Annotated in this window: 19 protein-coding genes, 1 pseudogene and 1 riboswitch; of the genes and pseudogenes, 17 read left to right on the top strand and 3 right to left on the bottom strand. The window is 50.8% G+C overall.

The features are described from left to right. Nucleotides 1–27: 27 nt before the first annotated feature. The 9 genes from KB449_RS12970 to ppsA all read left to right on the top strand — a co-directional run bounded on the left by KB449_RS12970 (nucleotide 28) and on the right by ppsA (nucleotide 9594). Nucleotides 28–465 carry a cupin domain-containing protein gene (locus KB449_RS12970; RefSeq protein ID WP_282908780.1) on the top strand — a complete coding sequence of 146 codons (438 nt, stop codon included), beginning with the start codon at nucleotides 28–30 and terminating at the stop codon, nucleotides 463–465. After that, nucleotides 462–2081 (top strand): PucR family transcriptional regulator, encoded by a 1620-nt coding sequence (locus tag KB449_RS12965; RefSeq protein ID WP_282908779.1) that lies wholly within the window; start codon nucleotides 462–464, stop codon nucleotides 2079–2081. The genes KB449_RS12970 and KB449_RS12965 overlap by 4 nt, the downstream gene beginning before the upstream one ends. Before the next feature lie 190 nt (nucleotides 2082–2271). Then, complete coding sequence (locus KB449_RS12960) at nucleotides 2272–2835, top strand: sigma-70 family RNA polymerase sigma factor (protein WP_282908778.1); 564 nt, start codon at nucleotides 2272–2274, stop codon at nucleotides 2833–2835. Beyond that, complete coding sequence (locus KB449_RS12955) at nucleotides 2825–3322, top strand: DUF3600 domain-containing protein (protein ID WP_282908777.1); 498 nt, start codon at nucleotides 2825–2827, stop codon at nucleotides 3320–3322. Before KB449_RS12960 ends, KB449_RS12955 begins: the two co-directional genes overlap by 11 nt. A 157-nt stretch (nucleotides 3323–3479) precedes the next feature. Next, nucleotides 3480–4484: a helix-turn-helix transcriptional regulator gene (locus tag KB449_RS12950; protein WP_282908776.1), complete on the top strand. Its 1005-nt coding sequence runs from the start codon at nucleotides 3480–3482 to the stop codon at nucleotides 4482–4484. 74 nt (nucleotides 4485–4558) lie between these two features. Further along, entirely contained in the window at nucleotides 4559–5353 is a 795-nt protein-coding gene (locus KB449_RS12945; protein WP_282908775.1) for an SDR family NAD(P)-dependent oxidoreductase, read from the top strand. Nucleotides 5354–5667: 314 nt separating this feature from the next. Then, nucleotides 5668–6258 carry a YcxB family protein gene (locus KB449_RS12940; RefSeq protein WP_282908774.1) on the top strand — a complete coding sequence of 197 codons (591 nt, stop codon included), beginning with the start codon at nucleotides 5668–5670 and terminating at the stop codon, nucleotides 6256–6258. Nucleotides 6259–6399: 141 nt separating this feature from the next. Next, nucleotides 6400–6657, top strand: a complete 258-nt coding sequence (locus KB449_RS12935; protein WP_282908773.1) for a DUF7660 family protein — start codon at nucleotides 6400–6402, stop codon at nucleotides 6655–6657. Between the two features lie 342 nt (nucleotides 6658–6999). Further along, entirely contained in the window at nucleotides 7000–9594 is a 2595-nt protein-coding gene (ppsA, locus tag KB449_RS12930; protein WP_282908772.1) for a phosphoenolpyruvate synthase, read from the top strand. A 13-nt stretch (nucleotides 9595–9607) separates the two neighbouring features. On the opposite strand, the gene map is transcribed toward ppsA, so the two are convergent. Both map and KB449_RS12920 read right to left on the bottom strand, forming a co-directional pair. Then, complete coding sequence (map, locus tag KB449_RS12925; RefSeq protein WP_282908771.1) at nucleotides 9608–10354, bottom strand: type I methionyl aminopeptidase; 747 nt, start codon at nucleotides 10352–10354, stop codon at nucleotides 9608–9610. A 7-nt stretch (nucleotides 10355–10361) separates the two neighbouring features. Further along, nucleotides 10362–10907 carry a TetR/AcrR family transcriptional regulator gene (locus tag KB449_RS12920; RefSeq protein WP_282908770.1) on the bottom strand — a complete coding sequence of 182 codons (546 nt, stop codon included), beginning with the start codon at nucleotides 10905–10907 and terminating at the stop codon, nucleotides 10362–10364. Nucleotides 10908–11106: 199 nt separating this feature from the next. Between KB449_RS12920 and KB449_RS12915 the strand changes: the two genes are divergently transcribed. Together KB449_RS12915 and KB449_RS12910 are read left to right on the top strand one after the other, a co-directional pair. Continuing rightward, nucleotides 11107–11808, top strand: coding sequence for a hypothetical protein (locus tag KB449_RS12915; RefSeq protein ID WP_282908769.1), 702 nt, complete (start codon nucleotides 11107–11109; stop codon nucleotides 11806–11808). Between the two features lie 210 nt (nucleotides 11809–12018). Further along, nucleotides 12019–13179: an outer membrane protein assembly factor BamB family protein gene (locus KB449_RS12910; RefSeq protein WP_282908768.1), complete on the top strand. Its 1161-nt coding sequence runs from the start codon at nucleotides 12019–12021 to the stop codon at nucleotides 13177–13179. Between the two features lie 64 nt (nucleotides 13180–13243). Here the strand turns inward: KB449_RS12910 and KB449_RS12905 are convergent, their stop codons facing one another. Beyond that, entirely contained in the window at nucleotides 13244–13585 is a 342-nt protein-coding gene (locus KB449_RS12905; protein WP_282908767.1) for a sensor histidine kinase, read from the bottom strand. A 15-nt stretch (nucleotides 13586–13600) separates the two neighbouring features. Between KB449_RS12905 and KB449_RS12900 the strand changes: the two are divergent. The 6 genes and pseudogenes from KB449_RS12900 to KB449_RS12875 form a co-directional block, all read left to right on the top strand. After that, nucleotides 13601–13786 (top strand): annotated as a pseudogene (locus KB449_RS12900) (family 4 glycosyl hydrolase); the annotation flags it as partial. Nucleotides 13787–13914: 128 nt separating this feature from the next. Next, a riboswitch (cobalamin riboswitch) is annotated at nucleotides 13915–14116 on the top strand. A 158-nt stretch (nucleotides 14117–14274) separates the two neighbouring features. Beyond that, the gene (locus KB449_RS12895) at nucleotides 14275–18414 is read left to right on the top strand and encodes an S-layer homology domain-containing protein (protein ID WP_282908766.1); all 4140 of its coding nucleotides are present in this window, start codon (nucleotides 14275–14277) and stop codon (nucleotides 18412–18414) included. A 483-nt stretch (nucleotides 18415–18897) separates the two neighbouring features. After that, nucleotides 18898–19110, top strand: coding sequence for a hypothetical protein (locus KB449_RS12890; RefSeq protein ID WP_282908765.1), 213 nt, complete (start codon nucleotides 18898–18900; stop codon nucleotides 19108–19110). 14 nt (nucleotides 19111–19124) lie between these two features. Beyond that, nucleotides 19125–19766, top strand: a complete 642-nt coding sequence (locus tag KB449_RS12885; RefSeq protein ID WP_282908764.1) for a hypothetical protein — start codon at nucleotides 19125–19127, stop codon at nucleotides 19764–19766. Nucleotides 19767–19861: 95 nt separating this feature from the next. Next, nucleotides 19862–20161 carry a hypothetical protein gene (locus tag KB449_RS12880; protein ID WP_282908763.1) on the top strand — a complete coding sequence of 100 codons (300 nt, stop codon included), beginning with the start codon at nucleotides 19862–19864 and terminating at the stop codon, nucleotides 20159–20161. Nucleotides 20162–20355: 194 nt separating this feature from the next. Continuing rightward, nucleotides 20356–22545, top strand: coding sequence for a fibronectin type III domain-containing protein (locus tag KB449_RS12875; RefSeq protein ID WP_282908762.1), 2190 nt, complete (start codon nucleotides 20356–20358; stop codon nucleotides 22543–22545). The last annotated feature ends 343 nt before the right edge of the window (nucleotides 22546–22888 follow it).

Here is a 22888-nt window from a genome sequence, read left to right as displayed (position 1 = left end):
CAAGAAACCGTGAAGGAGTACGATAACATGATCAAAGCGGAGGAAACGAAGGTAATCGTCGGAGCCGAAATGGAATGGGGCTTGATGCCCAACCATTGGCACCTTTATCACAGGGAGATCGTGAACGCCTCGCAAGCGGACGAACTCGGCGTTCGGATCAGTTCGGTGCTGTGGGAGAAAATCGGGGTTGGCGGCGCCGTTCTTCCCCACTATCACGACGTTGCGGAAATTATTCATATTACGGCGGGCCAGGTCAAGCTTCTGCGCGACGGATCTTGGACGCTTTACAAAGCCGGAGATACGTTCCACGTGCCGGCAGGCGTCGTCCATTCCGTCGCCTGCGTCGGAGATTCGCCGAGCGAGCAGATCAGCATTTTCCTGCCCGTGGAGTCCGATGCGCCCAAGAACGCCTACTTTAACACGCACCTCGTCGAAGACACCTATACCGATAAGCTTAGACTATGATTAACGACACGTTGGCCTTTACCTGCCGCGATCTGCTGCTGATTCCGAATCTGCAAGGCGCTATCGTACTCGCGGGTCACAAGGGAATGGATCGGGCAGTCAATCGGGTCAACGTCATGGAAGTGCCGGACGTGATCGATTGGGTGCGGCCCGGCGAGTTTCTCGTGACCAGCGGCTTTCCTTTTCGCGACGATCCCGATCGAATCGCAGAAATGATCCCGCAGCTCGCGGAGCGGGGCGTGGCGGCGCTCGGCATCAAGACGAGAAGATATATAGAAGAAATTCCCGTTGCCGTGCTGGAGATGGCGAATCAATACGATATTCCGATCATCGAGCTGCCGCTCCCGACGTCCTTTTCGGACGTTGTCCGCGAGGTCATGGAGCGGGTGCTGGTCCAGGAAGCGAGGCATCTGACGCTGCTTCAGTTCAGATACCAAAAGCTGTCGAAGAAGCTGCTGCATGGCGGGGGAATCGACGATTTTCTCGGCGAGTTGGATGAGACGCTGCTGAATCCCGTCGTCCTGATGGACGGCTCCAACCAGCTTTACTTTTCGCCCATGGCCAAGGAATTGTTCCCGGGAAACGAAGATTCGCAGGAATGGGCCCGGCTATGCCACGATATCGAGCTTGGCGTCAGCTTCATGACCGTTCGCGAACGCCGGATACGGGTGTATATCTCGAACGAGGACGGCAAGGACAACGAGTGCAGCATGCTGCTGCTCGAGTGGAATCGGGAGCTGGATGACGCGGATAAGCTGACCATGGATCGAATCGGGGTGCTGGTCAGCCTTGAATTGGCCAATCTTCACGCCAGGCGCGAGGTCGAATCCAAGTACGTCGACCAATTTTTGCAGGACTGGCTGACCGGACGCATCGTCACCCGGCAGGACATCCAAGCGAGGGCGGACGCTTGCGGATGCCGCATCGCTCGCGAAGGCGCCTACAGCGCTATCTATGTCAAGCTGCCGGACAGGCATGCGAACCCGAAGCTCCTGTCCAAGGCGATTAAGCAATTCCGCCGATTCAGCACGGAGCGGGACGGAATCTGGGGAACGCAGCTAGACGGACATATGGCGCTTCTCATCTCGCATGAGACGGCAGAGCAACTGAACCAGCAGCTCGATAAATGTCTCTACCGACTGTCGCACCTGTTGGGACTGGAATCCAAAGCTGAGATTTCGTTCTGTATCGGCGACCCCGTCGACGCCGCCGACGAGGTCAGACGCAGCTGCGAGCAAGCGCGCAAAATCCATTTTATCAGCTCGATATGCGGCATCCGCGACGCCCACATTCGTTACAACCAGCTTGGCGTCTATCAGCTGCTTTATTTGCTGCCCGAGTCCGAGCAAGTGATTGAATTTCTCGACCGCATCGTCAAGCCGATCGTGGACTACGACGGCAAGCACAATACGCAGCTGCTCAAAACGCTGCAATGCTATTTGCAGCACAACGAGAACGGCAAGCTGACGGCGGAGGCGCTTTTTTCGCATTACAACACGGTCGCGTACCGCATCGAACGCGTCTACGAGCTGCTCGGTCTCGATCCGGAAAAGGTGAACGACCGGCTGCAGCTTCATCTGGCCGTCAAACTTTACGAGATGCGGCAGGGGCGCTAGTTTCGCGGGTTGCTGACCGCCAAACCCAATATGACCGTCAGGGTGATCTTCGATCTTCCCTGACGGCTTTTCGTGTGTTTCCAATTCTTGAAAACAGGATGATACAAGGAAGCGGATGAACTACACTCTAACTGAACCTTTTTCACGCTTGGAGCGAATTAGGGGTTGTAACAGTCAGGGAGGGCCCCCCATGAATGATGAAGAGTTGCTTCATTGGCTTGAAAAGGCAATATCAGGCGACGAGTCAGCCTTTAATCTGGTCTATGAGGCGACAAACCAGGAAGTCTATCGGACCGTTTCTTTTCTCGTGTATAACAAACAAGACGTTGAAGATATCGTCAATGATGTCTACTTGCGGATGTGGCGGTCGATTGACTCATACGATCCGAATCGGCCATTCCGATATTGGCTGCACGGAATCGTTGTTCGTCGGATTCAGGATTGGAAGAGAAAGGCCTGGCGTCGAATACGCCTATTTGAACGAAATCGTCAGATGGCTTGTGAACCGTTCGTGCGGGCGGACGAAGCCATCAAGAATTCAGAATTGCAGCAAGAGTTGTTCGATCTTATTTTTCGGTTATCGTACAAGCTGCGCGTGGTCGTCATTCTACGTTATTTTAACGATTACGCGCTGGAAGAAATCGCAAACCTGCTACGAATCCCGGTTGGCACAGTGAAATCCAGACATCATTTAGCGTTAAAGCAGCTTCGGAAATTTTATGAATTGCAGGGAGAAGACGCGTATGTCCATTGATAAGGAATTACGTGAAGAGCTGCAACAGACAGCTGATTCGATGATCGTCCCGGATGAATTATATTTACGGGTCCGACAGTCTTATCTACATTTTGTAAATGAAAGGACAGGTGAATCACGTATGAAAAAACGGATCCTCGCGGGCGTTGTCGCAGCAGCCATTCTGATTCCGTCTGCCGTATATGCGTCTACCTATCTTGCCGACGATATATTCGGTTCATCTGCGACCATTGAACAGCACGGCGGTACGCAGGAGGATTATCAGCAGATTGAGCAAATGCTTCAGATTGCAAAAGGGAAGCTGACGGAAGACGAATTCAAAGAATATACCAAGCTTACCAGACAGTTGGTGCAGTTAAAGATAAAAATGACCGACAAAAACGGGGTCAAGCATGAGAATCTATTGAACAATGAGGAGCAGCTGCAATTCGAACGGCTCTCCGCCAGCCTCGCCCCTTATTTTGAGAAGATAAACGGAAACAATTGAATGGGCTTGGGGCAAGCTTATTTTTGACAAATGAACCAGAGAACGTTATGAGCAATATCTTTACTCATAAGCTATAATCAAAAGAATCGATGGTCCACGGGCTCCGTGGGCCATTTACCTTTGTGCATTGCCAACATTGCCTCGGGAGGTATACGACTTGAACGTAATCGCCACTAACCGAGTGAAGCTCGCGCCGGGCTTTTGGGCCAGCATGCGACAAATAGGGCTCGCCCCTCAAGATATTGTGCACAAATGCGGTCTGCCGCTGTCCATTATTAATGAATCGGTCGTCACGACTGTGCAATATTACGCGATCTGGCAGGCCTACGCCGAGCTCGTCGGCGACATTGCCGACGGAATCGTCAGGCTGGCCACCGGCTTCGAGACGGCGCAATATCCGCCGGCCGCTTTATCGACCTTCCATGCCCGGAATTACCGGGATGCGCTAACGCGAATGACTCGATACAAGCAGATGTGTCCGCCCGAGCACTTGAGCATGCGAGAAACGGACGATTACGGCATTATCGAACTGGAATGGGCGCATGCCATGCAGCCTGGACCCTCGATTTTGGTCGGTACTACGCTTGCCTATCTGCTGGAGTTAGGTCGTCGAGGAACGAATCTTCCGCTAACGGCTCTATCCGTTTCGTTTGTTGGTGAAATGGGCGATACCGAAGCGCTGGAAGCTTTCTTCGGTTGCCAAGTTCGGGTTGGCGCGGACGTCAATCGGCTTATGCTGCGCCGCAGCGACCTAGATCTCCCTTTTATCTCCTACAATGAAGAGCTTCTCGATATTCTGACGCCCGCCCTGGATCGTTCGTTGACGGAGCTGCAGAGCAATCAAAAAGTAAGCGACAAGGTGAAATGGATCCTCGCACGCTGCCTATCGCAGGGGAGGATCGACATACTGAACGTAGCCCAAACGTTGGGACTAAGCGATCGCACCTTGCAGCGCCGCCTGACGGAAGAGGGAGCGAGCTTCAAGCAGCTCCTGACAGAGTCCAGACATGAGCACGCACTCGCTTTTTTAGCAGACCCCTCGCTGGAGATTAAAGAGGTCGCTTTCCTCGTCGGATTCGAGGATCCCAACTCTTTTCATCGCGCGTTCCGCGCCTGGGAAGGCACGACGCCGGCGAATTGGCGCGCGGCGCAAGAACTTTGACGCAACGCGCTAGTTACCGCCAAGCTCAAACGCGTTATCATGATCCCTATCTTCAGAATAAGGAGTAGGGACAGATGGAGCTGGAATTGAGAAACAAAACCGCATTAGTAACAGGTTCAAGCAGGGGGATCGGCAAAGCGATCGCCATCGAACTTGCCAGAGAAGGCGTTCATGTTCTAATAAATGGCCGTAATGATGTAGAAGTAGCGCTTACGGTGGATGAGATTCAAACCAAATTCCCGGATACCAAGCCTCGGAAGGCGACTGCGGATCTCGTGGACGTAGAGCAAAGGCATACTTTGCTCGAGAAATTCCCTCATGTCGATATTTTGGTCAACAGTATGGGCATTTACGAGCTCAAGTCCTATAACGATCTGGACGATGCCGTGTGGGAGAAATATATCCGCACGAACGTGCTTGCCGCCAACAGTCTGACCCAATTTTATTTGTCCGCCATGATCAAACAAGATTTTGGACGCATTCTATTTATCGCGAGCGAGGAAGCTGTAATGCCTTCGGGACAGATGCCTCATTATGCGGTGACCAAGTCGATGCTCCTGTCCTTAGCCAAAAGCCTGTCCAAGCTGACCAAGGGTACTGAAGTCACGGTAAACACGATCCTGCCGGGACCGACACTTTCCGAGAACGTGCAAGCAATTATAGAAGGCTTTTATCCGGATGAAAAGATGACTTTCGAGGAAAAAGAAAAGGATTTCATGACGAAGAATTTGCCGCAATCGGAAATTCAGCGGTTCATACGTCCGACGGAGATCGGGAGGCTAACCACCTTCGTCTGCAGTCCTCACGCCTCCTCGTTCAAAGGCTCGCCGATCCGAATGGATGGGGGCATGGTGCCTACGATCTATTAAATAATTTATCATGGAAAACGATGGGGAAGGCAAAAATGTCCTCCCCATATTTGGATTTTAAGGTTTGTTCATCAAGCTGGCGACGCGGGGCATTACGGCACTGGATATTTACATCGATGAGAAGAAAAACAAGCGGTTATAGCTTGAGAGCAGGTTACATTGGAGCGAAAAAAGCGGCGAGTGGTTCGGTAAAGCTCGCCGCTTTTTCGTTTGCGTTTTGAAGGGGATTCCTGGAGATGTGTCGAAAAGTTGATGATGAGGGTATTCCTAATTGTGCCAATTCAATTTAATGATGTGAATCGAGGAGAATTCGGATGGAAGAACATGAGAAAATCGAAATCCAGCTGACGAGCAGAGATATCGTAGATTTTAATTTTTCCTACATGAATCGTAGCGGGGCCCTATGGATCATCTCCTTTATGGGCGTCCTGTTTCTTGCCTACACCATCTTACAAATCGCGCAGGGAAAACCTTTCGGATCCTATGTATTTAGCCTGTTCTTCGTATTCTTCAGCGCCTTTTTTCCCATCGCGCTCTACCGAGGCGCAGTCCGCAGCTATCAAAACAAGTTCCTGCAAGAAAAGAAGATTTATGAATTTACGCCGGAAGGATTTCAAATGGAATCCGAATCCACAACCTCCAAGGTGCTATGGCCGGACGTGCAGAGAGTTATCGTGAATAAAAAAGGAATAAATCTTTTTATCGCCAGCAATGCCGGGCATCTGATCCCGCAGCGATACTTGGCGGGAAAAGATGCGATCCGTGCGATGGTCATGAAGTATACGACACCGAAAAGCCGAGCAAAGGGAAAATCCAAGCTGCTCGCGACAATCGCAATTTACCTGGTGATCTTTCTTGTTACGGTTGCTATCGTACAATTTTATCTGGCGAAGAACGGTAGTTAGGGTTTATTGGCGGCTTGCAGCAAAATGAAGGCTGAAAAGTGATTACCAGGAAATTGCATTAATCAAAGATGCTCCCGTCAAGAGTAAACATTATTATTTCATGAAAGATATTTTACTGAATCCTTAAAGGCGGACGGATCAATGATGCGTCTAAACGAAATGATAAACGGAATAAAAACAAAAGAAGATTTGCTCATTTTTCTATCTGCTCTTAGGAAAGATTTAATTTCAAATAACGAAGAGTGGGAAAATCCTTCATTAGAAAGTTACCTTGAGGCAATGGAATCATGGATTGAAACGATGGATTCTTACTACAAAAACACAAATCAGCTACTTCCAGAACAACCATCATGGAAAATGTTTGCTGATATTCTTTATGCGTCAAAATATTATGAATAGAATCTAGCTATTAGTATGTGCGTAAAGTCCGTAAGAGCAGAAAGGTGCTCATAATAGCATGATAACTAACCGAAGAGGTGAAATTTATAGTTTAAAACCTGTCAATAGACAATCTCTAGAACTATGCCTTGATGATTGCCATTCTAAGCAGGGAAACCAAAAAGAACCTGGATAACCGCTCCAGGTTCTTCATCTTGCGCCCAAAAGGACATCATGTTAAAATTTAAGCAACACTGTTTTTTTAAAAATAGTCACAAAAAGAACATCTTATACTTTAATTCTACAATGCCGCTAAGCTGTTGTCAACTGTTTTATCAATTTAAGGTGAGGGGCGAGGTTTAAATGCATACTTGGGCGCTCGATTTTCACGAGATGGATCAAACGCAGCTTGGGCTTGTTGGTGGAAAAGGATTGAATTTAGGGGAATTATCGAAAATTCCGGGCATCCAGGTACCGGAAGGATTTTGCGTAACGACAGCGGGTTTTCAAAAAGCGCTTGAACAGAACGAAAAGTATTCCATGCTGCTGAATCGTCTGACCACGCTTAAAGCAGAGGATCGAGACCAAATCGTCGATATCAGCCGATCCGTGCGCCAGCTCATTTTGGAAGCGGAAGTCCCCTCCCAGGTTGAACAAGCAGTAACGCGATATCTCTCCCTCATCGGCGAAGAGTATGCTTATGCGGTGCGCTCCAGCGCGACTGCCGAAGATTTGCCGCATGCTTCTTTTGCCGGTCAACAGGACACCTTCTTAAATATCATCGGCAAAGACTCGATTTTGCGGCATATCAGACAATGCTGGGCTTCCTTGTTCACGGAGCGTGCGGTCATATACCGTATGCAGCAGGGGTTCGATCACAGGCAAGTGTATGTATCGGTTATCGTTCAAAGGATGATTTTTCCCCAGGCTTCAGGCATTTTATTTACCGCCGATCCTGTCACTTCCAACCGGAAGCTGCTTTCCATCGATGCCGGTTTTGGACTCGGAGAAGCGTTGGTCTCGGGTTTGGTCAATGCAGATTGCTATAAGGTGCGGGAAGAGAAAGTCGTAGAGAAGCGGATTGCAGCTAAAAATTGGGCGATCTACGGAAAGAAGGAGGGCGGGACAGAAAAGAAGCGGATCGAGCCTGATCGGCAGAAGTCTCAAGCCCTCACCGATCGGCAAATTTTAGAGTTGGCACGAATCGGAAGGCAGATCGAAGCTCATTTTGGCTGTCCGCAGGATATCGAATGGTGCTTGACTAACGATACTTTTTATATCGTCCAGAGTCGGCCGATCACAACGTTATTTCCGATCCCTGAGGCGGATGATCAACAAAATCACGTCTATCTTTCGGTCGGACATCAACAAATGATGACAGATCCCATAAAGCCGTTGGGCTTGTCTCTTTACCTATTGATTACGCCTGCACCGATGCGCCAAGCCGGTGGAAGGTTGTTTGTCGATATTGCCCCCAGGCTGACTACCCCCGCCGGCCGGGAAGCGATGTTAAAAGTGCTGGATTCCGATCCCTTGATATCGGGTGCGGTCAAAACAATCATAGAGCGAGAGTTCATCGCATTGCTGCCTCATGATCCCTCGGTGTCGACCCCGACAAGAGTTGATACCGCCACGCCTGCACCGATCGAGTTCGATCCCGCAATCGTTTCTGAGTTGATCATGCGTAACCAAGCATCGATTAAAGAGCTGAAGCAGAACATTCAGACGAAATCGGGACCGGCGCTATTCGATTTTATTTTGGAGGACATCCGGGAATTAAAGAAAATTTTGTTCGATCCTCAGAGTACGGCTGTGTTTATGGCTGCCATGAATGCTTCAGCATGGATCAATGATCGCATAAATGCGTGGTTGGGCGAAAAAAACGCGGCCGATACGCTCTCTCAATCGGTACCGAATAATATTACTTCGGAAATGGGTCTGGCGCTGCTGGATGTCGCGGATCAGATTCGCCCCTATCCGGAAGTCATTCATTATTTGCAGCATACGGAAGCGGATGACTTTCTGGAGAAAATCGTTCAGTTCAACGGAGGGAAAGTGGCCCGTGACGCGATCCGCGATTATCTAGCCAAATACGGAATGCGCTGCCCCGGAGAAATCGATATTACGAGAACCCGCTGGAGCGAAAAACCGCTCGCCCTTGTTCCCATGATTCTGGGTCACATCCAAAACTTTGAACCGAATGCCGGCAAGCAAAAATTCGAGCAGGGGCGCCAGGAGGCGCTCGAAAAAGAACGAGAACTGCTGAATCGATTGAGGCAACTGCCTGACGGCGAGCAAAAAGCGCTGGAAACGAAGCAAAAGATCGACCTTGTCCGGAACTTCATCGGTTACAGGGAATATCCGAAATACGGCATGATTAGTCGCTACTTCGTATACAAGCAAGCCATTCTGAAAGAGGCGGAACGACTCGTTCAAGCGGGCGTCATCCGTGCCAAAGAAGATGTGTACGACCTCGCTTTAGAAGAGCTTCACGAAGTCGCACGCTTAAACCAACTGGATCAACGGATCATCGACAAACGCAAAGAGGATTACCGATTTTTCGAAAAACTAACGCCCCCGCGCGTCATAACCTCTGAAGGCGAGATCATTACGGGCGCGTATCAACGAGAAAATATGCCGGATCACGCACTGTTAGGCCTGCCTGTTTCTTCGGGCGTCATAGAAGGAAGAGCGCGTGTCCTTTTAAATATTGAAAATGCCCATCTGGAGGAAGGAGATATACTCGTCACTTCCTTTACCGATCCTGGTTGGACGCCGCTGTTCATATCCATTAAAGGTCTGGTGACCGAAGTCGGCGGACTCATGACCCATGGCGCCGTAATCGCGCGCGAATATGGCTTGCCAGCCGTCGTCGGCGTGGAAAATGCAACCAGGCTTATCAAGGACGGGCAACGAATTCGCGTGAATGGAACAGAAGGATACATTGAAATTTTGTAAGTCATCAAGCTAGCTATTGCAAGGTCAAAATTTGCGGTCCTTCGGCCGTGATCGCGATCGTATGCTCATATTGGGCGGCAAGCTTGCGGTCCAGCGTCCGTGCGGTCCAACCGTCATCGTCGATTGTCATGCGATAGGTGCCTTCGGTAATCATGGGCTCGATCGTGAACACCATGCCTTCCTTGATACGGGGGCCTTTGCCTGGCTGACCGACATGCGGGTAGTTGGGATCCTCGTGAAGGTCCCGTCCGATGCCATGAGCGAGAAGGTCGCGCACGACGCCGAAGCCGTTCGATTCGGCATGCTGCTGGATCGCGCTCGTCATGTCGCCGATCCGGTTGCCGGAGCGCGCCTGCGCGATGCCGAGGTCGAGACATTCCTTCGTGACGCGCATGAGCTTCTCGGCCGTCGGCGAGATCTTCCCGACCGCATAGGTCCAGGCAGAATCGCCTAGCCAGCCATCCAGCTCGGCGACCGTGTCGATCGTCACGATATCGCCTTCCTCCAGGGGTTTGCTGCCAGGGAAGCCATGCGCGATGACGTCATTGACGGAGGCACAGGTCGCATAACGATAGCCCTTATAGCCCTTCGTATAAGGCTTGGCGCCGTGCTTTAAAATGATGTCCTCGAAAACGCGTTCGATCTCGTTTGTCGTAATGCCCGGCTGAATAAGCGGGGCGATCGTCCGATGGCATTCGGCCACCACTTGGCAGGCTTTGCGGATCGCTTCGATTTCGTGTTGGCTTTTTAAAATAATCATGGTTGCCTCAGGACTCCTTTGTAATGGCATGCATGGCGAGACGGGAGATACGATCGACATCCAGCTCTGAATTTCCAGCATAATAATGCAGTCCGCAGCAGCCGACCAGCACGGCAAGCATATGATCGATGCTCTCGTCATCCCGGCGGGCGATCGCCTGGAGTGGAACGTACAACCGATCCATGAACCTTCTCTTTGCGATGCTCCGATCCTTCTCCGGCAAGCCCGCAAAGTGCTCCGCCGCCATTTTATAGACGAGATAGGCACGGGCGTCCACTTGCCACAGTACGAGCAGCGATTTGCAATACGCGAGCAATACCAAGCCATCCGAACTGCTCTCGCCGTCGTCGATCCATTGCGACAGCGCCTGCTCGCAGCGCTCGAAGCCGCTGTCCAGCACATCCTCGATTAACAAATGACGGTTCGGATAATAATGATATACGGTGCCGTACCCCAGCTCGGCCTCGCGAGCGACATCGCGAACGTCGAAGCCGCCGCCTGTGCGGAAGTAAGCGCGCGCTGCGACATCCAGGATCTGTTCTCTGCGCTGCATACGGATGCGCTCATTTTGTTCTTTTGTACGCGGGCACATGCGTGCAGTGTCCCCCCTTTTATTGACCTGCAAATTTGTCGATAAAAAAATAGTAACCGATGTGGCGAAGAAATGCAATTTGCTGTGGATGCCTGATGAAAAAAGCCTTTCATTTGGATAATCTTGGTTTACTATATTTAGAGACGAGGAGGGAGCAATCATGGAATTGAAGGAATGGCTGTCGTCGCTTGGCATCCAGATGCCTAAGCCGGAGCTGCAAGCACTGGAGCGGCATGCGGAAAAACAGCTTGGAGCAGAATATGATATGCGGTGGATGTCGGTACAGGAACAGGGGCAGCTGCTGGAGACGATCGCATCTATTCCTGTCTATCGAGACATTTTGCCGCTATGGGAAAATAGCGGGGGCGATTACATAGCGATCTATCGGAGAGGGCCGCTCGCCGGGAAAATATGCGTAATGTCTCATGAGGAGACGGACTTGACGCCGCGCTGGCGCAACGTTATCTCGCTGCTGGAACGAATGGATGCCGATCCGGAAGGGGAGTGGCGCGACTGGACCTTCGATTATCCGGCTCCTGAAGGCATTCCGGGAGAGCAGCTGGAACAGGACAGGAAAACGGTGGATCAGCTGTGGTCATTATTGAAGCAGGAGGATGAAGAGGACATCCGCTGCCAGACGGCCTTTGCAATCGTAGCGCTGACCCCCAAGGCAGATCTGGCGGAGCTGCTTGCATTGCTGGAGGATGAAGATATGTATGTGCAGGAAAGGGCTTGCGAACGATTCGGCGAAGAGCAATTTACGGCTGCGGAGCAACCCTTGCGCGAATTGGCGAGAAGTGGCATGAGCAATGCCAAGAGCGCCGCTGCGCGCGCGTTGGCAGGGATGAACATGCGTCCTTAATGGACCCATATTGTAGAAATATCTCATTAAGAGTCGCGAAAACTCGCGGCTTTTTCTCATTTATGCGAAGCATTTTTCTGTCAATGGTTGATCTCATGAACTTTTACTTATCAAGCACGGTAACGTTGCAACCAAACGCTTTACCAGAGGAGGACGCTAAGATATGATATTACTTCGTGCTTACATGGCTAAAGAAGGGCGGAGAAATCGTTGAAAAAAGGGGTCTTACTCTCCTTGGTGGCATTGTCGCTTTTAGCTGCGGGGTGTTCGGAGAAACAGCCTGACTCGACAGAAACGAAAGGAGAACAAAAAGAGGCCGGTTTTTTCGAGGCGCCGGGCTACGCATTCGGGTATCATTTAGGCGAGCTCATCAGCGGGGACTTTCAGCCGTACGCGGAAGGCAACGTCCTCTACATGGGAGGCATAGACGGCAGCGTAACAGCTGTCGATATCGCCGCAAAGAAAAAATTGTGGTCTACCGATCCGGTCTCTACGACTGTTGAGGGCATTGAAATGGCCGACAACGCAAACGGCATAAGCGCTGACGATAATGCCCTGTTTGTTAGCGGAAGTTACAGCATCCGAGCCTACAATAAAGTCGACGGCGGCAAGCTGTGGCAGAAGCAGATCGGCCAGTGGACGACGGCAGCGCCGCTTCGCTACGACGATAAGCTGATTGCAGGCATCGATGATGGGAGCGTCCTCGCTCTCGATCCGAAAACGGGAGACGAAATTTGGTCCGCCAAGCAAGATGATCTGGGCATACGATCAGAGATTACAGAAAAGGACGGCGTAATCTATGTTTACGGAAACAACGGCATATTGATTGCGGCCGACGCTTCGAGCGGAAAGATGAAGTGGCAGACAACTACGCTTTTAGCGAGCAATGATTGGAATAATCCGGACAATCAAATCGCGGAGCTCTTAAATACGAAGCCTGTATTTTACGCTAACCTTGTCATCATCGGCAGTTGGGACGGCAACGTGTACGGTATCGACCGGAAAAGCGGAAGTCTTGTATGGGAAACCCGCACGGATAAAGTAACTTCTTATCCGCTGTTAGATGGAGACACCGTCTATACAACTACTTCAAACGCCGTCCATGCCCTTGACGCCAAAACAGGCGAACAAAAATGGACGGTATCCTTTGACCAATACCTGACGGACTGGCATCTATCGAACTTAGCGGCCAGTAACGGCAAGCTTTATGTAGCCGCGGACAAAACGCTCCTCGAGCTTGATTCCGGCACCGGGGAAAGCAGAGAATTACTGGCGTTGTCTGACGACGCCAGCGGTATATATCTTCATGATGGTCTGCTTTTTATCGCTCTGTTTCACGGGGACGTGTTGGCCAAAGCATTGGACGAGTAACGCAAGAAAAGAGCCCGAACGGGCTCTTTTTACATTACTCGATAGCGTTAGTTTCAGGCAAAGTTCATCTGCGAGCCGGCGGAGCCACCGGAATGACAATGGACACCACCGTACCCAAGCCGGGCTTGCTGAGGATGCGAAACTGACTCCTCTCGTTGTACATAAGCGCCAGCCGTTTGTGCGTGTTGCGCAAGCCGATATGGGCTGCCGCATCGTCCGGTTGGCGTAGGCGCCGTCGGATCTCGGACAAGCGTGCATGCTCCATGCCAAGGCCGTTGTCGATCACCGTAATTCGAAGCGCATCTGCGCGACGCAATATTTTCACTTTGATCGATCCGCCGCCGGGCTTTTCTCGAAGTCCATGGTAGATACTGTTCTCGATCAGCGGCTGAAGCAGCAGCTTCATCGTGATTAACCCGCGATGGTGCTGCGCCATATCGCGAATCAGGAAATGACGCTGCAGGCCGCGCTGAAGAAGGATAAAGGCCTGGCGCTAGAGGCATTTCTGAACGATCCGCTGGTGTCGATACCGCGCGATCGTGCGGAACAATTGTTTGACCGCATGCTGCAAGATACGAAGTCGATGCTGCCTGACTGGCGTCTGTAAGTCGGATAGGCGAGAATCAAAGATCAGCCTGAAGACGAATGATCTTCGGGCTGTTTTGCGGTATTCATAAAAACGCCATAATCCCACCATGACAAAGGCCATATATTCCGCTATGATGGTCAAGTCTAATTGAATATTTCATTTCAGGTGCCCGTCATGACTTGCATTACGAAAGTTAGAGATGGGTTAAAAGGGAAGCGGGTGCAATTCCCGCGCGGTCCCGCCGCTGTAAGAGATGAGCTTTATGCCATACGCCACTGGATGTTCCGGGAAGGCGGCATAAATCGATGATTCTCAAGCCAGAAGACCTGCCGGAAATGGACACCGACAACTCTACGAGCGATAGGGGGTGTTTGAATTGAGTCTGCCCGTTTATTTGGCGATCTCTCTTTAAAACCTCTTGACGATTCCGTTAAGAGGTTCTTTTTATTGCGTCCACACGCGAACTGGCAAGTAAAATGAATGGGAAGCAGGGATCGTTCACTATGATGAGAAAAATAACGGCCTGGATGCTCGCGCTAAGCGTCGCATTTTCGTTGTTTGCGGCGGGCGCGAAAACGACCGGCGTTGCTGCTGCGGCAGGCGCGCTCGAAGGTTATATTACGTTGACAGTCGAGAAATTTACGCTGGGTCAAGGTTACAAGCTGGAGCCTACCCGCGTACCCTTTTATACCGGAGAGAACGGCGCGGCCGTAATCGCCCGGGTTTTGGGCGAAGAAAATATCAAGCATACAGGGACTGTCGACGGCGCCTTTTATTTATCCGATGTACGAGACTCGGTGCAAGAAGCGCATGTGCCGGACTACATACTCGAACAAATCGCGTTAGGCAATGAGACGCTCGGCGGGCGGCAGGATTCCGAATGGCTCGGCGAATTTGACTATACGCCGATGTCAGGCTGGATGTACGAAGTCAACGGGGAATTCCCGCCGGTCGGATTGTCGGCTTACCTTCCCCATGACGGCGACGTCGTCCGCACGCAGTTCACGGTGTGGGGCTACGGCGCGGATCTGGACTATTCAGATGGCAGCGGCTATATCGATTCTGCCGATAAGGATGAATTGACGGCACTGATCGGCAAGGTCAATGGAGATCCGACCAGAGATACGCTGCTTTCCGATCCGGCGATTGCCGCCTCGTATACGCATGCGTACGAAGTGCTTGAAAATATCGAGAGCACACAAGATAGCGTCGACCGGGCGTTAACGGAACTGGCGGACGGACTCGGTTGGGACGTCGTCAAGCCGGAGCTCGCGATCGCCGGCATCGAAGACCAGTCTTTTCTACACGCGAAACAACTTAGCTTTCAAGTAACCGCAACCGATGCGGGCACGCCGGGCATCGTCCCGACAGTGACCCTGAATGGCACCGCCCTTATGCCAAAAGACGGCCAATATACGGCCAACCTGGTCGTCGGCGCCAATACGATCGTCGTTACCGCTCAGGATCTTGCTGGCAATACTGCGCTTCGGACGTTGACGGTTTACTATGGTCTGTCGGGCATCGTCGGAGAACAGCTCGGTAAAAACCTCGCTTGGATTGCGAATACGGTGAAGGAACCGACCTTCGGAACGCTCGGGGGCGAATGGTCGGTACTGTCGCTCGCGCGTGGGCAATATGATATGCCTGCAAGCTATTATGCGAAGTATTACGATAATGTCGTTGCGAAAATAGCTCCGTTAGTCGCTCAGAACGATGGCATACTTGATAAGAGCAAGAGCACGGAACATTCGCGTCTTATTGTCGGACTGGCTTCGATAGCGAAGGATCCGCATCATGTCGCGGGATTTGACGCAACGCAGGCGTTGTCCGATTACGATTATGTCCTTAAGCAAGGCATCAACGGTCCGATCTGGGCGCTGATCGCGATGGATACGCGAGGCTACGCGTTCCCGGCCGCCGCGCAAGGCAAGAAACAAGCGACCCGAGAAAACCTTATTCAATATATTCTGAACAATGAAGTGAAAAAAGGCACCGAGCAAGCCGGCGGCTGGGGCTTTAGCACGGTTACGGCCGACGTCGACTTGACCGCCATGGCGATGCAGGCGCTTGCGCCGTACTACGCGTCAGACGACTCGGTACGGGCGGCGGTCGATCGGGCGATCGTCTGGCTGTCCGCGAAGCAGAATAACCTGGGCAGCTTTACGAACTTTGGAAGCACCAGTAGCGAAAGCATCGCGCAGGTCGTTACGGCGCTATCCGCTCTGGGCATCGATTCGGCGACGGATGCGCGATTCGTCAAGCAAGACATGTCCGTTCTGGAGGCGTTATTGTCTTTTGGCGCTCCCGATGGCGGCTTCAAGCACGTACTGACTGGCAAAGTAGACAGCATGGCGACCGACCAGGGCACCTATGCGCTCATCGCATACGCTCGATATACGAAAAGCGAGAATCGGCTGTACGATATGACGGATGCCGTCGATCCCGCAGCACCAAAAGTAATAGATTTGCCGCTGCCGGACGGCTTGACGCCGGTCGTCGATATCCCGCTGGACACGAACGATTACAGCCTTACGCTATATCCTTACGACCAAAACAAGCAAGTAAAGGTTACGATTCCGGCGGATTCCGAATCGAAGGTTAGCCTGAATACGGCGGCGGACAGCAATCTTCCCGCGTTATCCGTAACGAAGGGCAACGTGTCCGCGTTCATTCCGCAAAACACATTGATCAAGAGCGGCGATCCGTCCAAGGTAGAGCTGCTCACGACAATCGACGCGTCAGACCTGACGCTAAAAGAGAAGATCGGCGGCATCGTGGCAAGCGGCATGAAGCTGGATTCCATTGCGAAGGCGTTCGCGATGGGCGGAACGGATCGAGTGACGTTCGACAGGTTTATCACGCTGACCTTCACAGGCTTGAACGGAAAGAGCGCCGCATACGTTGAAAACGATCAAGCCCACACGATTCAAAAGGTCGCCGATGAAGCGGCCGGGATTGAAACGGGCAAAGACGAGTACGCGTACGACAGCGGAGAAGATCTGATCGTCAAAACCAAGCATTTTACCCAGTTTGTCGCCTACGCCGAGAAGTCCTCGGATCCATCTGCCGGCGGTGGCAATGGCGGAACAACCGGTCACGTAACGTTGTCGATCGATAAAAATACGATAGGCAAAGGGTATGTGGTCGCGCCGGAGCGTGTCGAGCTTAAGGAAAACGACACGGTGTGGAGTGTCCTATCGCGCGTGCTGGATAGCAAGCAGATCGCCTACAAATATGAATTCAATCCGAAATACAATAGCGTGTACGTTCAATCGATCGCCGGCGACGGCGAGTTCGATCACGGAAATCTCAGCGGTTGGATGTATAACGTCAACGGAACGTATCCGGATTACGGTGCCAGTCTTTATAAGTTAAAAGACGGGGACAGCGTACAATGGCGCTATACGACCGATCTCGGTGCCGATCTGGGACATCCCTACAACGGCGATTCGAGCGGTACAGGAGGCGGAGCGGGGGAGTCGACGGTGGTCAACGTCCCCGATAATGCGACGAAAGATTTTGTTTTCGCAGTGGAAGCCGGTAAATCTTATTCAAATGGAATCCTGGTCAATATTCCGGATATCCAGCCTAAGGTCTTTCTCGATCTAAATGCTGTATTGAAAGATATGCCTAAGATAACGGTGAAACGCGGCGATCTTACGCTTGAAATCCCCGAACACGAGGCATTGGTGAAAGGCGAAAGCGCCATCGAGCTTTTCACGAAGCTTGATCCGACGGAAAGCGGGCTTCAGACGCTTGTTCGAGGCGGACTTGCCTCCACCGAACGGTTGAAGAAGATCGACAGTGCCTTCGTTCTAGGGGCGAAGGATGAATCTTTCCTCTTTTCATCGCCGGTAACCATCACATTCAAAAACGCAAAGGATCGGAAGGTTGGTTACATTGAGGATGGAAAATGGACTTCCATTCCTTTATACGCCGACGACGCGCAAGGTGCCGCAGCGACGAAGGGAACCGAAAAGGTCGCTTATGCGTTCGTGAAAGGCGATAACCTGATCGTGAAAACGAATCACTTCACCACTTACGTCTCTTACACGATCGAAGGCGCCGAAAGCGGCGGGAACATGGACATGAGTAAGCTGTTCTCGGACGCGAACGCGATCTCAAGCTGGGCTTATGATTCGATGAAGGACGCAGTGGAAAGAGGATTCGTACAAGGAAGCAACGGCAAGCTGAATCCAAAAGCCAATCTGACGCGGGCCGAGTTCGCGAAGCTGCTCGTCTCCGTTCAAGAGCTAACCGCCACGTCCGGCAATGCAGGCAGTTTCAAGGACGTTCCCGAGACAAAGTGGTATTACACTTATGTCAACGCGGCTTCGCACGCTGGATTGGTGAACGGCTATAACGGATATTTCCAACCGAACGATGCGATTACGCGCGAACAGCTGGCTACGGTTATCGTCAAGGCTTTGAATCTTAAACCGGCAACGCCGGCCATTCCACTGAGCGATATGGGGAACGTCTCGGACTGGGCAAATGCGGATGTGCAGACGGTGGCGGCCAGCGCGTTCATGCAAGGACAAGGCGGCCGATTCGATCCAAAAGGCCCCGTCACGCGCGAGATGGCGACGGTTGTCTTGATGCGGGCTTATCGATACAAGCATAGCGGGACAAACGGTGACGTTTGATAAGTTTTATAAATGATTCATGAGTCAATTTTCGTCTCTCACAGGAGCAGTTTGCCTTAATCGGCAAGCTGCTTTTTTTCCATAAGTTAGGCTCGTATTCACACAACTTCCCCCGACATCAAACGTATAAATTTGGAAGGAGAGCAAGATAGTCGTTACAATAAACATAGGGGCTGATTGCAATTGCGAAAATGGATTGTATCGTTCTGAGGAACTCCGAAAACGGAATGATGTTCTCTGCGCCCGCATCAACACGCGAAGAAGCTTTGGCGTGATCCAATAAGCTCATGCACAAATTTTTCAAATTAAACGGCGGACTGGTATTAAATTGACAGAGGGTGATCTCTATACCGGTTTCAGCCGATAGCAAATGAATCGGTTACAGATGAACGATTTCACCTAAAACGCGCAACTTAAAGGCTTTAATTCACGTCAAACATTAAAGTTAACTAGAAGTACTTAACAGAAATGGAGTGTATAGAGATGGCTAAAACTCCTATGCTATTCATATTAGCGATTTGTTTAATGGTCGTGGTATTCTTTGGTTATACACTTTCAATCCGAGAATCTGAACCGGCAATTCAGCCGAATATCACCGTCGTTCCCGCTTCAAATGCTACTGCAAACACCTTGCTCGTTAATCCAGGTGGCCCGGCCATTAAGGAAGTACAACCAACGGCTTCGAATACAAAATGAAAGGTTGAATATGAATGGAAGCGACCGTGTTAGACCTCCTGCCTGAACCAGCCATACTAAAAAAGCAATTGAAAATTCAAGCGGCTTTAAATACGATTGTTTGTCAGGAGGACTGGCTGCGCTATCATAGCTTTGATCAGGATTGGGCCGAGGACGTTTCCATGGCGAAAATCGATAATGGCGCCGGCGATCGTATGTATATTTTGTTTTCCCCTGACGGATGTATATTGAAGGGGTTCGATCATGAATCTGAGTTAAGTCCCTATGCCCAGGATGAACATCGCGTATTTGATGGAATATATGATGATGTACCGGCACAATTACTGTCTTTACTTGATGACGATGCGATGGAAAAAGACGTTGTGACGTTTTGTATTTGGCGTGAAAGCAGCGAATCGAACTGGCGTAAGGGAAAGGTTGCGATCACGGAGGGAGAAAGCGATGGTTCACAATTTCTGGTTGGTTGTATATTCCAGACACCCGAAGACTTTGTCGAATTCGCAGAAGGGTATTTTGAATTATCGTTACCCCTGGATATCGTTGTAAAAATTTATGATGGGGCATCCATTACAGGCGACATGATCAAAGCGTTAAATCCTGATCGCGATGTAAAGGAAGTTCTTTACGAATTAAAGTCTTTGAATTTAAGCGATTAGTCATAATAAAAGTAAAAAAGCGAAGAACGAACTTAAAGATAGGCATATGCATAACATGAACCGAAGCGATAATTTGGATTTGCGGAGGTCATGTGATGAGTTATCAAGCTACTCATGAAAAAGTATTATTTCAAGCAGACCCTGACGCAGCTTCTACTTTAAGATCCATTAGGGATCGCATATTTCAAGTATCCAACTCCCATTTAAACCGTCGCGTTCGCGTTCAAACCCTGGATGGCCATACCTACGAAGGCGTAATCGCACATGTCGATAGCGGACACGTTTATTTAAGGATTCCCTCTCCGCCAGGACAACGCGCCTTCTTTGGCCCCAGTGATGCGGCAATTCTTACTTTAGTACTTTTTGAATTGCTTGTGATCGTACTGTTGGCATAAAACAAGCTGCCGAGCATATCGGCAGCTTGTTTGCGCCCACGACGGCAATAGCGGGAAACGGACGCGGGACGATAGATCCTCCCCTAATCGATCGAAGGCTACCAAATAGTTACTAAATATGGTTCGTCAGAGTAATTTCATAATTCCCTGAATATGGTACGTTTTAGTATAAACGTCCAAGGGAGTGAATTGAAATGAATCGTAGAATGATGCATTTGGTTTGCGGGTTCTTGATACTGACATTGTTTCTGTCCTTCCGTGCCGCTGTTGCTGAGGCCGCTACCGAAGCATACATAACGGAAAATGGGGATGAACCTCCAATCGTTACGCGATTGGAACCTGCGAGCAATCATGCCGTGATTCGCAATAATAGCATGCATGTCATCGCCGAAGCCGAAGACGACCATGCTCAGCCATCTTTTTTCGTACAAATCGGAGAGGACCTCCGATACCCTTCTATCGTCGAGAGCGATCAAGGGGCCGGGAGGTTCGATCGTGTGTTCGACGTTACGCCGTATGACGGCAAGACGCTGAATATTCACTATTCGATTTCGGATGGCAGCACCCCAAGCGGGGAAGACAATCGCCGGGTCAATGTCTATCGTACCGTTCATATCGAATCCAGTCCTGAACTGACGGAGCTGGAACGGCAACCGGATGCGCAGATACTGGATGCGGACGCTTCTCGACTGTTGCTGATACGGAACGGTACCTTAATCGTCAAAAACCGCACAGATGGCACCGAGACTGTGCTGCTGAATCATGTTACGACGGACCGGTCCGAAGGTTTTAAGCTTACGCCTGCGGGAGCCGTTTTTCTAATCGATACGGGCTGGTTTGAAATGAAGCTGTTCTGGTGGAATGGGGAAACGCTCCTGTCGATTCCGGTGGAATCCGGCTCGATCTGGCAGGCGAGAGGCAACTATGCTGCCGTTTCGGACGCCGGGACGCTTCGCTGGATCGATACCGAACTTGGGACAACCCGGAATGTGACATACCCTGTTGATCGCAACTTTGAGCTGGAACCGAACGGCAAGCTCCTGCTTGAACCGGATAGCAACAGTGGGCAAAGCGACTCCATTTTACGATATGATCCGCTGACCGACAGCACGACAACAGCCTTTACGTATGCAGGGGCACCGCGGGGTCCAGTGACCGACGGGGAGGACATTCTGTTTACTTTAGAGGACGGAAGTTTGATGAAATACGCGAATGGACTGGTGACCGAAGTCGTTCACGGAACGAATACGGAAAGATTAAAGCCGCATCAAGGCTATGAAGTAAACGACGGCTGGATCGCCTATCAGAAGCCGAATGCCAATCATGTGCAGCAGCTATATTTGCGTTCCTCGGAAGGCACGGTGACGCAGGCAACTGACTTGGATGCAGGAGCTATCATTCATGCATTAGATCACACAGGTACCCTCATTCTTGAAAATGGAAGCGAGTGGTATCGGTACAGCCAACAGTTGGGCAGCCCGGTACAGATTGCAGGCAAAGCCGGCGTTGTAAGATGGATAGACGGTCAGCTTCATTATTTGTTGGGCGATACGATTTTTACGGTAAAATCTCAGCCACCGACGGATACGACAGCACCAACTTGGCCGCAGGGAGACGTGTTGACGTTTTCCCATGTGACATCAACCAGGTTACAACTGAATTGGCTGCCGGCCACGGATGAGTCGGGTGTGGACAAGTACTTGTTATATCAAAACAATACGCTGCTGACCACGCTGAACGGGACCGTAAACAGCTATGTTGTGCAAGGTTTGTCCCCGAAGGCGTCCTACCTCTTTTCGCTGGTCGCGGTCGATGCTGCCGGCAATCAAAGCGTGAAGAAGAGCGAGTCCATCATTGCTGTTAAATATACTCCGATGCCCAAGCCGGAAATATTGATTTACCACTTCGACGGTACGATTAGCGACTTTGACCAATCGTTCATATTGTGGAAACAAAGCGACGATACGGGGCTGTGGTTGTTTAACCGCAGCGATAAAAGCCAATTCAAAGTGTACGATGCCGCCGGGTCCGATGGCACGATAACGAAAGCCACGTTAACCGCCGAAGGCGTGGTTTATACGGTAAAGCTTAATGGCGCGTTTATGACATATGAATGGAAAAATGGTGCGGTTGTAAACCAATGGGCCGGTGAAGGGGAGGCGCTCTACCAAACACGAGGGATTAAAGACGGCACGGTCGCGATAAAGGTTGATGGCATTCATTATCTTTACTCCATTCAAGAAGGAAAAATCCTGTATTCCACCAGCGTTCCGGGGAAGTTAGCGTACCGCGTGCATTCCTTCAGCGGGCCGGGAGAACAACAATACCGACTGGACGCATGGTACCGGGTTGATGGAGGTTCATTGTATGGCATACGGATTTAATACGAAAGCGGCGTAACAGCAAAGCTGGGAATAACGAAACCGATCCCGGGCGTATGCTTGGAAAGTTGCCAGGGTCCTCTCTGGAGAAGCCCATCGAGCAGATGATTCAGATATATGGCCATTGAACATCTTGAGGAAATAAATGCGCAAACCGAGCTGGTAATGAAACGTGACCCGCAAGAACGGCACTTGGAGAAAAGTGTCCGCTTGCGGGTTATTTGTGTCCGCATTACGCTAGTGCCAATGAATCGCAATCACTATATAATGGACATGCGCGGTAGAAGAGAGAGATAATGGATTTCTATCGTTAAACAGGAAAGAAACGAAGAGTATTATATGGGGT

The organism is Cohnella hashimotonis, assembly GCF_030014955.1.
Lineage (GTDB): Bacteria > Bacillota > Bacilli > Paenibacillales > Paenibacillaceae > Cohnella > Cohnella hashimotonis.
This window is presented reverse-complemented; position numbering and strand designations above follow the sequence as displayed.